The organism is Novosphingobium sp. ERN07 (assembly GCF_012641335.1).
GTDB lineage: Bacteria > Pseudomonadota > Alphaproteobacteria > Sphingomonadales > Sphingomonadaceae > Novosphingobium.
Window position 1 is genome coordinate 190444 of record NZ_JABAID010000004.1, and the last position, 12010, is coordinate 202453.

Here is a 12010-nt window from a genome sequence, read left to right on the forward strand (position 1 = left end):
CCCCCTCCATCAGGCCCCACTGCTCACCGCGCCGCTACCGGTTCTTCGACCCATTCAGTCCTCAGCAGGCGCCGACGTATTGCGCGGCATCTCCGATTGTCTTGCCGTCGGGAAAAGTCGGCGTGATTTTGCCTGCACAGTCCGGCTGTTCGGCAAGCGCCCAGCGACCGGTCAATGGGAACAGCAGGCTACGACCAGGCGAATTGCGCCTGGCGATACGCAGCCCCCAGTCAAACGGCATGATCCCGTCGCCCTCACCATCAAAGAAACATGCGGAGAACGCCACATGCGGCGGCTGACAAAGGAACCGATCGGCAGCGAAGTCAGCCACCGAGGCGTACCGCATGCCAGCCGATGTGATCGGCCACGAAGGTGGAGATGAAGTAGTACGAATGATCGTAACCCGGCTGCATCCGGATCGTCGCCGGGATACCGGCCTTGCGACAAGCCATGACCAGCAGCCCGGTCTTGAGCTGCTCGTGCAGAAAGTTGTCAGCATCGCCCTGGTCGACCAGCAGATCGGGCAGACGAGCACCATCCTCGATCAGGGCACAGGCATCGTACTCGCGCCAGGTCGACTTGTCGGGCCCCAGATAGCCGCCCAGCGCCTTCTCGCCCCAGGGGCAGTTCAGCGGGCTAACGATTGGGGAAAAGGCGCTGACCGAGCGGAAGCGATCGGGATTGCGCAAACCGATGGTCAATGCACCATGGCCACCCATCGAATGGCCTGTAATCCCCTGACGCGCCATATCGACCGGGAAATTCCCACCGATCAGCGCAGGCAATTCCTGCTCGATATAGCTGCGCATCCGGTAATTGGCCGACCACGGCGCCTGTGCCGCATCGACATAGAACCCGGCGCCCTTGCCGAAGTCATAGCCTTCGTCATCCGGCACCAGATCGCCGCGCGGGCTGGTATCCGGGGCTACGAAGATAACCCCATGCTCCGCGCATGCGGCGCGGAATTCGCCCTTTTCGGTCACATTGGCATGGGTGCAGGTCAGGCCCGACAGATACAACAGCACCGGCAGCTTCTGCCCCGGTGCGTGATCCGGCACGAAGACCGAAAAGGTCATCGGCGTGCCGGTCTCGGTCGACTGATGGGTATAGACGCCCTGCGTGCCGCCATGGCTCCGCCAGGCCGAGACCTGCTCCATCAGAACACCACGACCGAGCGGATCGACTTGCCCGCGTGCATCAGGTCGAAGGCGGTATTGATCTCTTCCGGCCCCATCACATGGGTGATCATCGGATCGATCTGGATGACGATCTTGGGCACATCGGTGCGGCCCTTGGCCCCGCCAAAGGCCGTGCCGCGCCAGTTGCGGCCCGTGACGAGCTGGAACGGCCGGGTGGCGATTTCCTTGCCGGCTTCGGCGACGCCGATGATGATCGAGGTGCCCCAGCCACGATGGTAGGCTTCCAGCGCGGTGCGCATCACTTCGGTATTGCCGGTGGCATCGAAGGTATAGTCCGCGCCGCCATCGGTCATCAGAACGATCTTGGCGACCACGTCCTCGCGGCTCATGCCCTTGGAGTTGAGGAAGTCGGTCATCCCGAACTTGCGGCCCCACTCCTCGCGGGTCTCGTTGATATCAACGCCGATGATCTTGTTCGCCCCGGCCAGCCGCGCGCCTTGGATCACGTTGAGGCCAATGCCGCCGAGGCCGAAGACCACGACATTGTCACCGACCTGGACCTTGGCCGTGTTGATCACGGCGCCAACGCCGGTGGTCACTCCGCAGCCAATGTAGCACGAGGTCTGGAAGGGCGCGTCCTCGCGGATCTTCGCGACGGCGATTTCGGGCAGGACGGTGAAGTTCGAGAAGGTGCTGAAACCCATGTAGTGGAAGATGGTCTGGCCCTTGTAGCTGAACCGGCTGGTTCCATCGGGCATAGTCCCTGGCCCTGGGTTGCGCGGATCGCGGTGCACAGGTTGGTCTTGCCCGAGAGGCACGACTTACACTGGCGGCATTCGGAGGTGTAAAGCGGGATCACGTGATCGCCTGGCTTGACCGAAGTCACCCCGGCACCAACCTCACGCACCACGCCGGCGCCTTAGTGGCCCAGGATCGAGGGGAATATCCCTTCGCTGTCGAACCCGTCGAGGGTGTAGGCATCGGTGTGGCACACCCCCGTCAACATGATCTCGACCAGCACTTCGCCCGCCTTCGGACCCTCCAGGTCGAGCTCGACAATCTCGAGCGGCTGTTTCGGCGCAAAGGCAACGGCGGCACGGGTCTTCATGTTGTACTCCTGAAACTTGAGAAGTCGAAACCAGATTGGCGGCGGCGATGATCACCATCGCGCTCGCTGTTATGTATTCCTGTCACTTACCGCTAATGCCCTGCAATAACGTCGCTTGTTTCGTGGCGTTCCCCTCTGACGAAGGTGAGTGCGGCAATGCTTATCAAGGGCACAGCAGCAATTGCGAAGAAGAGGCTGCTTGGCGTCCAGTCTCGAGCCATCAGAGCACCTGTCACCAACGGACTTAAAATAGATCCGAGCCGACCGAAACTGAGAGCCCAGCCCACTCCGGTTGCACGCAATGGAGTGGGATAAAGTCCTGTCGTGTAGGCGTTCAAACACAGTTGTGCAGCAAGTACGAAAACACCAGAAACGAGAGCCATCAGTAGAGCGAAGTCCGATGCTGCAAACATGCCAAGACCAGCAATGAAGACGATTGATCCGAAATTCACTGCAATCAGAACCGGGCGGGCACTCAGGCGATCACTCAGCAGGCCGAACGCAAGGCTGCCGAAGACACCACCGAGGTTGTGCAGCATCTGGGCATAGGCCCCTGTATCCTGGCTATGTCCGGCCTGTGTAAGCAGACTGGTGAGCCAACTTGCAAGGGCGAACAGGACGAACTGCGTCGCAAAGAACGTGATCCAGAGAAAGACAGTCTGCGATCCCCGATTGGCCTTGAACAGATCGGCGACGCTCCCCCGAGCCACTGCCTGTTCACCTGTCGTAAGCTGCGCGCCTGCGGTCACGCGCGCTGTCGCATTAGCCTTCGTGAGTAGTCCGATCGCACGTGCTCTGGCGGCAGTCGTGCCCTGCGCTGTGAGGTAGCGGGCGGACTCTGGAAGGAGCGCGAGGAGAGCGAAAACCAGGATTGCCGGCGCGATGCCTCCTGCGAAAAAGACACTTCGCCATCCGAAGTTGTTAATCAGGAATGGCGCCAGGAGACCCGCCAATGTGCCGCCCAGAGCGTGTCCGCTGAACATCACGACCAACAGGAAGCTGCGATGCCTTTTTGGCATGTATTCGGCAACCAGAGCAGCGCCCAGCGGGATGGTGCCGCCGATACCGAGGCCAGTCAGCAGCCGCAGTGCCTCCAACTGCTGAATATTCTTGGCGAAGGCCGAAGCGAGCGTTGCCAGGGTGACGATTACGAACATTATGATCATGACTGGTCGGCGACCAAACCGATCACCGAGCATACCCCCTATCGCCCCTCCAAGGGCCATGCCGACGAGCGAAGCCGCCAGAGCGGGCGCGAACGTCGGCAGGCTCAGGCCCCAGTCCCGTGCGACCGTCGGTGCGATCACGCCAAGTGCTGTCGTATCGAACCCGTCAACAATGGCCACTAACGTGCACAGCAGGATGAGTCCGAAATGGAAGGCGGAGAACGGCGCATTGTCTAGCACGTCGGAGACGGCTATCATTGGACGTTCGTCCTTATTGGAAGCCATTCAATCTCTCCCGGCTTGCCATCGTCGATCGCAAAAGCTGCAAGACCTCAATTCTGGTATACCAATATGCAGGCCTGCGCAATCCGCGCATTGATTTTCTGCCGATAATCGTAGGATTTTTGGCTCATAGTGCCTGCTCCCATAGGTCGTAGTATACCATGAGCCGCCTGCACCGTCTCTGCATAGACCTACTTTAGAACCCATCTGGTTTCGGGCAGCTCATCGACACATGCCCGATCCAGCGGATCAACCGGATTCTCGAAGAACTTGACGATCATACGACCTGCGCATTCGGAATGGTTCAGCAGAACGAAGTGAAAGGTCAGCGGAAACTCGACGATCCGGGCAGTGGTGAAGTTGCCTGCGGTCTCCTCGCTCTGGAACCGTGGGGTAACGAGGTCCAGTTGACCAGCAAGAAACAGAGCTGGCGTATCGGACCGGGCCACGGCAATCGTAGCAGGATCGCTCATACTGAAGCCCATTCTGGGGCAGAACCTGGCCCAATCATAGCTTTCGAACGCCGTCATCCTCGCGCCCGAAACCACTGCTGGCGCCAGTTTACGGGTCGGGAAGGCGCCAGTGCCAGGGCGATCCATGCGGGGAAACTCGTCGCGGCAGACCGAACTCGGCCAGGTGAAGGCCGGATCCTTCCCACCGCTATTGGCTTCCGGGTTGGCGAGGCCCTGCCAAGCGAGCAGGTCGCCCTTGGCAGCGCGCTCTACCGCCAGCGGAATCTTGCCCCGCAGGTCCGGATGGGCCAGCGCCAGCCTGACCTGATCGAGGAATTCCACGTTGGAGACCTTGCGGCCCTCGATCACGCGGGGGCGGCGTTCAAGACTGGAGGCTGCCTTGCCCAGATTGGCTTCGAACCGGGGGAATGCTGCGGCGCACTCCGGCGCGGCCGAGCATTCGTCGATCAGCTCGACAAGCGGCTGGACCACGAAGGCCTTGCCGAAGGCATTGGACTCCATGCCCGACATGCCGTCGAGCACGACGGCTCCGATCGCCTTGCCATCAATTACATTGAGGCGCTGCGCAATCGTGGTGCCATAAGAGACGCCATAGACGTTCCAGCGATCAATGCCGAGTGCAAGCCGCACGTCCCGCAGATCCTGCGCGGCCTCGTAAGCACCATAGGCATTGAGGTCCATCCGCTCGGTAAGGCTTTTGCGGCAAGTCTCGACCTTAGCCGGATCAACCTTGGGATCGGCTGCCTCCAGGCCTTCCGGGAATTCCGGGCACGACATGTCAGGCTTCCCCCACGGTGTCGATCCGCGATGATCGACATAGATCACCGCATCCTTGCGTGACAGGATTTGAGCCAAGCCCGGTTGCCTTTGCAGGTTCTTGAGGCCCGCGCCATTGCCCCCCATGACGAACAGGATCGGAGCGCGGCCCGCAGCCAGCTGTTCAGGCTGGACGATGGCGAAGTGGACAGTCACCGTTCGGCCATTGGCCCTTTCCCGGTCCTCGGGAACCTCGATCTTGCCACACTGGACGCGCCCGCCAAGCGCCGGTGCAACCTCGATCGGGCAGGGAGCGGGTGCCACAGCACGCTGGGGAATAGTCATGGTCTCCGCCCTACCAACCTGGGCGATTCCGGTTAGTGCGAGCGTCGCACCTCCGAAAAACCAAGAGTTCCAGCGCAGAAAATTTCCCTTGGGCATCGATCTAAGCTCCCTAATATTTGTCAAATTGTCATGACGGTTTCACCAAAAAGGTGCCCTTCACAACCCACCGATTTCGATGAAAATATTGAATCCAGTCAGTTTCCGTTACGCGGGATACGATTGGACCATTGCCTCGCAAACAGAGCCTTATCGTTCAGCTTGGCCTCGATGCTTTCCTCGACGATAAATTCGCTGGGGGTGCTGGTCATCGTGGTTTTGACGCGTGCTTCCGTTTTCCATCCATCGCGCGACGAAGCATTCTCGGAGGTAAATGCAATGCGGTAGGAATTGACATCTCCCTCCGTGATCGTGGCATCTAACGAAAGCCCTGAACCCAATTGCATTTTTATCGGCTCCAGATTTTGGAGCTCCATTGGCAAGGCAACTTCCATAACCCCTTTGCGCTTCCCGGCTGCTCCCTCAATTCTTGCCAGCCTGCTCGTCGGCTTCATTTCCTGTGCAGGAGATCGTGCAGGATTGGGCAATGTCTTGATCGGCATATCTGGTTCGGTTGTCCTGCCAATGCGTAGGGGCAACTCCAGATGGGTCACGCCAGTAACCAAGTGCAGCGCAACATCTTCGGGCGCGGGCCAAACAATTGGCCACTGGTTTTGGGATATCGACAGGCGAAGCCGGGAGCCTTTTCTTATACGCCGGGAAGTATGCTTCAAAAGCACCTCGTGGGTCTGTTCGGTTCCTGGTGCAATAGGGACATAGGCCGTATGATCAGAGTTGTGCGCGAGATTGCGGACGCCGTACGTCAACAGCCAAGATCGTCCGTCTGGCGTAACTTCATTAAGTCGTACTGCGATCTTGGCAATGGGCTTGTCAGCGACGAAATGGAGTTTCAGTCTTGGCTGCCCAACAATATCAATGCCTTGTGTGAGCGGCGCTGTTTCGAATAGAATCGAAAAGTCGTCGTCAAATGATTGCTCGACAGGTGCCTGGGATGTCATGTCGATCGGAGACAGGACTGGTATAGCCGTACCTACAAGGACATTAGCGGGAATCTCGACTTTGCCTTTGGGCGAGCGCTTGCGGCTTAGTATTCCGCCCTGTCCCAATCGGTAAGAGGTCTTGCTGATCTGGGCAGACGGCCAGGCCTCATCCGCTACCCAACGGCCCGGAACGTCTTGGGGATAGCATTGTGCCACCGTTGCTTCGGCCACGAACGACCGCAACATCGGCTCTTTCATCAAGCCTGTGTCATGACCATTCAGCCAATGGTCCCACCAGCGCGCTTCCTCAACCGCCCAATCGAGCCGCGGTCCCGGATCGCCCTCCTGCGGCCAGTCATGACCCCATGGGCCGATTATGCCCTTCCGTGGGCAGTCAAGCCTCTCCAATATTCGAGGCACGGTATCAATGTAGGAATCCTCAAGTCCGCCGATTGCATAGACAGCGCATTTGACCTTTGAGTAATTCGAAAGAATTCTATTTCTCCAGTACTGATCAACCAGCTGGTGGCGCATCCATTCAGAAACCAGAGGAAGCTGTGCCTGCAATCGCTCAAGCCACATTGACTGCCAGACTTCGCCCACGAGCTCCGGATCGGGCGGCACCGTCATGACCTGTTTCCAGATTGTGCCCCAAACCACTTTTTCGTTGATGACGCATCCGCCCAGTGTATGGACATCGTCTGTATAGCCGTTTTCCGTGCCCATTGCGGCGATGATGGCCTTGAGCTCGGGAATATCTTTGCCTGCCGCCTGGTAGGCCGTGATCGCACCGTATGAAATGCCCCTCATCCCGACATTGCCATTGCACCAGGGCTGGCGTGCTATCCACTTTATCAAGGGTGAAACGTCAGCTTGTTCGGGCAAGTCATACTCGTTGACAATTATGCCGCCTGACTCACCAGTGCCGCGCACATCGACCCTCACTAGGGCGAAACCACGTGGGACCAACCACGATGCGGTTCGGTCGTCGACACGCCGATAATTTCTACGTTTGCCGTAACCAATATACTCGAGGATCGCTCCTACCGGGCGGGCATCAGCATCTTCGGGCAGGAAAATTCGCGCTGCCAGCTTCACGCCGTCAGGCATTTCAATCAAGCTGTGCTCAACAACTTTCAGCTTCCGGTTTGCTGGCGGTAACCAAACGTCCGTCTTGGCCCAAGCCGGCCGATACCAACCGCCAATCGCCGAAAGCGCGCCCGCGCCAGCAATGAACTCCCGCCTCGACCCTTGCATGCTCTTCTCCTCGTCACAGACACCGGCCTCGCGCTCCGCCCGAGGACTCAATCGGTCGCCCTATTGAAGGTCGCGCGGGATGCACTCATTCCATTCGCGTTCACGAACGACCTTGCCGTCCCTCAATAGCTGCCGGACATGCCTATAATGGAAGGCCCCGGCATCGCTCTTGAGCTCCGTCGTGCCGCGCCATTCGACATCATGCTCTCGCCATTTGCTTTTCATGAACGATCGGCCAACAAAGCTGGCTTTCGCGGGATCATCATCGGCAACGGAAAATTCGACTGATACGTCCTCCCCGTCAGGGCTGGCCCACTGATAACCGCGTTTGACGGTCGTCGTCCGCTTCAGATCGTCGCGCAGGATTTGACTTCTGACCGGGCCGTTCCAGGTCGTTTCAGCATGGCCGCTGCCTGCTGCTTCCGCTTCAGTCACTGTCAGATTGCGGCTACCCATGTCGGCCGCCGCCTTTTCGGCAGCTTCGGGCGCTTGCGGCGGAATGACCGGCAGCGCGAGCGTCGAGCCGCCCTCCCCCACGCCGAGCGTCATGACCAGCGGCTTCGCCGACGGCCAATAGGACGGGAACAGGGCATTGGAGACCGAAATGCGCATGCGGTGACCAGGTTGGAAGATCCATGAGGTGGCGTGAAGTTTCACTTCCAAGGGATACCGGGTTCCTGGCACGAGTGGCTCCGGCTCGACAGATGATTGGCGTTGTGCGCCGTTCAACGCCCCGCCCGTGACCAGCGTTGTGGTCCCGTCAGGAGCTACGTCGGATAGCTTCACGAACCAGTTCGCATGATCGACATCGACTGAGGACAGCAGCGACGCGACCGGAGAGCCAAGAATCTGCAATTCACTCGTCAGCGGCGAGCTTTCATAGATGAGCGCTGTCGCGTCGCCCTCGCGCTGATCCGGAGACACATCGATCCAGCCCAGTCCTGCGCCGACCCCCGTACTGGCAATCATGCGCAATCGGTGATCCGAAGCCGGCCCCGCAATGGGCGCTAGGGCGTGGCTCTCGGTCAAAGAGAAGATCTGCGGCCGGATGGGCGCATTGTTCCAGCGCGCAATCGAGCGCCACTCGCCAGGGATTTGCGAGCGCGAAATGATCGGGCGGTAGGGGCGCCGCATGAAGACACTCACTTGCGGCTTTTCAAGCACGCCGTTCTGCTTGCCTTTCAGGAAGTAATCCCACCAATCGAGTGTTACTCGCCCAAGATCGGCGGTCGGCCCGGGATAATCCGAGCTGTGATTCCAGGGGCCGATCACCGCCCGCACAGGCCCACGCGAGTTTTCCAAAGCGCGAATGGCCGCGTTTCGATAGGGATCATGCCACGCTCCGACCATCATAGTCGGCACATCACCTGCAGAGGGATTAAGATCACGGCGCAAGCCGCGGTGCCAGAACTCACCGTCCCGCTGCTGCCGCAGAAATGTAAGACTCATCGGCTGCTGGTCGAACCGGTTTCGCAGGATCTCCTCATCGAACGGATCCTGATCCGGCGGTGTCACAAACAGCATGCTGTCGGCGGCGACTGTATAGTCGTCCATATGGAGGATACCCGAAGGATAGCGAACATCCTCGGAGTAAATGTCTTCGGTCGCCATGAATGTGACGATGGCTTTGAGCGCAGCCGGTTTCCTGGCACCCACCAGCATGGCGGTGAAGCCACTCCACGAGGTCCCAAACATGCCTATGCGGCCGGTTGACCAAGGCTGACTTGACAGCCAGTCCACGGCCTCAGCCGTATCATCAAGCTCGGTTTGGGAGTATTCCCGGTCTGCCAGCTTCCCTTCACTGGCTCCCGTTCCACGAAGATTGAGATAGGCTACGACATAGCCTGCCTTGACGTAGTCGGCATACCACGGGCGTCCGTAGCTTCCACAAGGACTAGCATATCCATCGACCGTGAGAAGAACTGGGAATCTCTCTTTCGGAGGCGCCTTGGAAGGTTTGGCAAGGCAGATTTCCAGTTGCACTCCATCCTTCATCACAATCTTTTGTCGCAAGAAGCTAGCTTGCGGGGCATCTTTGGCACTGGCGTAGGACGTGGTAAGGATCGCAAACGCTGCCGCGAAACCCAGACTTAGACGACTCATTGTACGAGAACTGCGCGAAACCAGGCAGCCCGGTTCGATCTCGCGCTTCTGTATCTTCTGATCGCCGTCACTTGCCCAGACAGCAATTTCTCCCGCCATTCTCCGTCCTCCACTCGGTGAGTGGCCGAATCATCCAGCCTTGACACTACCATACAGTTCTGTATTGTAATGCCAAGCGCGATGAAATCGGGTTTCGTCAATATCTCCGGGGCGCCGATCCACAGCCTCCCACTGGCGTCAAATCTCAAAGACTCGGTGCAACGACCAAGCCACGCCCCGCAAGTACTCACCGCATCCGAAGGAGTTTGTTGAGTGCACAGAAGTTTTCGACGGGTCTCCTGCCTGATCGCCGGGGCGGTTGCTGTCTCAGTTGCTGGCGCTGCGTCGGCCGGAACCACGGCAGTTTCAGACGCCAGGCGCCTAACGTTGCAAAACGTCGGTGCTGAGAATACTGAATATCGGGACCGCAGGGCCTTGAGACTCATCGTTTCTCCTGAAGCGGAAGCAGCTGATATCGACGCGACCTTCGCGGTGCTTCCCTATCCGCCGATCAGAGATTTTGTAATTGAGGCGGATGTAGCAGGCATGCCCGTATCCGCGGAAACCACCGCGAGAGGTTTTGTTGGTATTGCCTTCCACATCGCCGAAGATCGGAGCAGTTTCGAAGCCATCTACTTGAGGCCGACCAACGGCCGCGCCGAAGATCAGGTGCGCCGGAATCGCGCCATCCAGTACATCTCCCATCCAGACTATCCTTGGCACAGATTGAGGACTGAGGATCCGGGGCAGTTCGAGTCCTATGTGGATCTCGAACCGGGGCGATGGACTCGCATGAAAATCGTGGTCGAGGGTGCGCGCGCCAGCCTGTTCGTTAACGGTGCCAAGCAACCTAACCTGATCGTCAGCAATCTCAAACTTGGCGAGCGTTCGGGGCGAGTTGGTCTGTGGGTCGGACCAGGTTCGATCGCCCATTTCTCCAACGTTGTAATCAAGCCGATTCCCGCTCGATCAAAGCCGCATGAGCTGACAAAAGACAGCGAGCCAACGTCCGCCACCGCCCGTTAAACGGGACGTCATTCTGTTACGAGGCCTTCTGCCAGCATCGCCTTGCGCATCGGCTCCAGATAGGGCGCAAAATCGCGCCATCCGCTCAACCCCCTCGTATGAATGGGCTCCCTGATCTGGGCCGCGCTGTGCGAGGTGTTCGCAGTTGACCCCTTGTGTGGTGACAGGCAATCTTCATTCCAGTCGAGGCCGCAGGCAGCCACGAGTTCGCGGATGCCGGTTGTCGGATCGCGCACCAAATCGTCATAAAAAACATGGTGAATCCTGCCGGGCAGTTCGCGGCTCCAGTGGTCCATCAGCCTATGGAATGCCGCGATGTAGCGTCCAAGCTCAACCTGATCATAGGAAAAAGGATAGCCTTGTACGAACAGCGTCTTGAACATGCCCCAGCCCACCGCAAGTGGCGGCTTGTGGACATGTACGATGCGCGCACGTGGCAAAGCTTTGGCGATGAGCCCAATATAGAGATAATTGAGCGGCAGTTTGTCGATAATATGCAGTGACGGGTCCCGGCCTGCCGATGCGAGCGCGTGATAGAACTCACCCAACATGACTGGATCCAGCGTCTTGCTGAACGGGATCAAGGCATGTTTGCCGCCCCCCCGGAATCCACTCGCTTTTGCGCAATGCTCCAGCGCGCGCGCGAAGGCCGACATCTCTCCACCAGATACGACGTCGGGATGAGCTTCAAGAATGCGCTCCACCAGGGTCGTCCCCGAGCGCGGCAGGCCAAGGACAAAGATCGGCGCAGCACCGGAAAATCCCTCGCCCATCGACGCCAAGGTAGAACTAGTAAAGGTGCTGCGAATTGCCGCTAGCGCCGCGAGATCATCGCCAATGTCATAATCCAGATGGCATCGCCGCAACTTGGTGGCTGCGTCCAGGGCAGCAAAGGCCTGGGCAACATGACCAAGGTCCTCCCGCTCTTTTGCAAGCGCATAAAGTAGCCGCATTCGATGCTGCCAAGCCGGGTGATCACCGCCCAGTGCTGTCTCGATCTGTGCAATGTGATTGCGAACGCTTGTTTGGCGCCTGAGATGACTACGATTTAACCACGCTTCGCTATCTGCAGGGTCCACAGCTATGACGGCATCATAGTCCTTTTCGGCAGATTCCAGCTCACCAAGAAAGCGAGCCGTCGCCGCGCGATTGAAACGCACGCCGACCAGGTTCGGCTCGCGTGTAAGCACGCTGTCGAAAAAGCGGTTGGCTAGGCGGTAGTCGCCCGCAGCGGACGCGAGATCGCCAGCCATCGCCGCAGCCTGAACATCAGCGACAA

8 protein-coding genes and 1 pseudogene are annotated in these 12010 nt (G+C 58.9%); 1 reads left to right on the forward strand and 8 read right to left on the reverse strand.

The window, feature by feature from the left end; translation table 11 throughout:
• Window positions 1-61: 61 nt before the first annotated feature.
• The 7 genes and pseudogenes from HGI47_RS08180 to HGI47_RS08210 all read right to left on the reverse strand — a co-directional run bounded on the left by HGI47_RS08180 (window position 62) and on the right by HGI47_RS08210 (window position 9765).
• On the reverse strand, window positions 62-331 hold the full coding sequence (locus tag HGI47_RS08180; protein ID WP_125955336.1) for a hypothetical protein: 270 nt from the start codon (window positions 329-331) through the stop codon (window positions 62-64).
• Entirely contained in the window at window positions 324-1157 is an 834-nt protein-coding gene (gene fghA, locus HGI47_RS08185) for an S-formylglutathione hydrolase (protein ID WP_118074319.1), read from the reverse strand. Before fghA ends, HGI47_RS08180 begins: the two co-directional genes overlap by 8 nt.
• A pseudogene (locus tag HGI47_RS08190) lies at window positions 1157-2247 on the reverse strand (S-(hydroxymethyl)glutathione dehydrogenase/class III alcohol dehydrogenase). The gene fghA and the pseudogene HGI47_RS08190 overlap by 1 nt, the downstream one beginning before the upstream one ends.
• 92 nt (window positions 2248-2339) lie before the next feature.
• The gene (locus HGI47_RS08195; RefSeq protein ID WP_082364758.1) at window positions 2340-3698 is read right to left on the reverse strand and encodes an MFS transporter; all 1359 of its coding nucleotides are present in this window, start codon (window positions 3696-3698) and stop codon (window positions 2340-2342) included.
• 188 nt (window positions 3699-3886) lie between these two features.
• Window positions 3887-5269 (reverse strand): alpha/beta fold hydrolase, encoded by a 1383-nt coding sequence (locus HGI47_RS08200; RefSeq protein WP_162896104.1) that lies wholly within the window; start codon window positions 5267-5269, stop codon window positions 3887-3889.
• Between the two features lie 194 nt (window positions 5270-5463).
• The gene (locus HGI47_RS08205) at window positions 5464-7563 is read right to left on the reverse strand and encodes a CocE/NonD family hydrolase (protein ID WP_162896105.1); all 2100 of its coding nucleotides are present in this window, start codon (window positions 7561-7563) and stop codon (window positions 5464-5466) included.
• Between the two features lie 60 nt (window positions 7564-7623).
• Window positions 7624-9765, reverse strand: a complete 2142-nt coding sequence (locus HGI47_RS08210) for a CocE/NonD family hydrolase (RefSeq protein WP_118074322.1) — start codon at window positions 9763-9765, stop codon at window positions 7624-7626.
• Between the two features lie 327 nt (window positions 9766-10092).
• Between HGI47_RS08210 and HGI47_RS08215 the strand changes: the two genes are divergently transcribed.
• Complete coding sequence (locus tag HGI47_RS08215) at window positions 10093-10731, forward strand: hypothetical protein (protein WP_206066068.1); 639 nt, start codon at window positions 10093-10095, stop codon at window positions 10729-10731.
• Window positions 10732-10739: 8 nt separating this feature from the next.
• On the opposite strand, the gene HGI47_RS08220 is transcribed toward HGI47_RS08215, so the two are convergent.
• Window positions 10740-11984, reverse strand: a complete 1245-nt coding sequence (locus tag HGI47_RS08220; RefSeq protein ID WP_168852284.1) for a sulfotransferase — start codon at window positions 11982-11984, stop codon at window positions 10740-10742.
• Window positions 11985-12010: the final 26 nt, after the last annotated feature.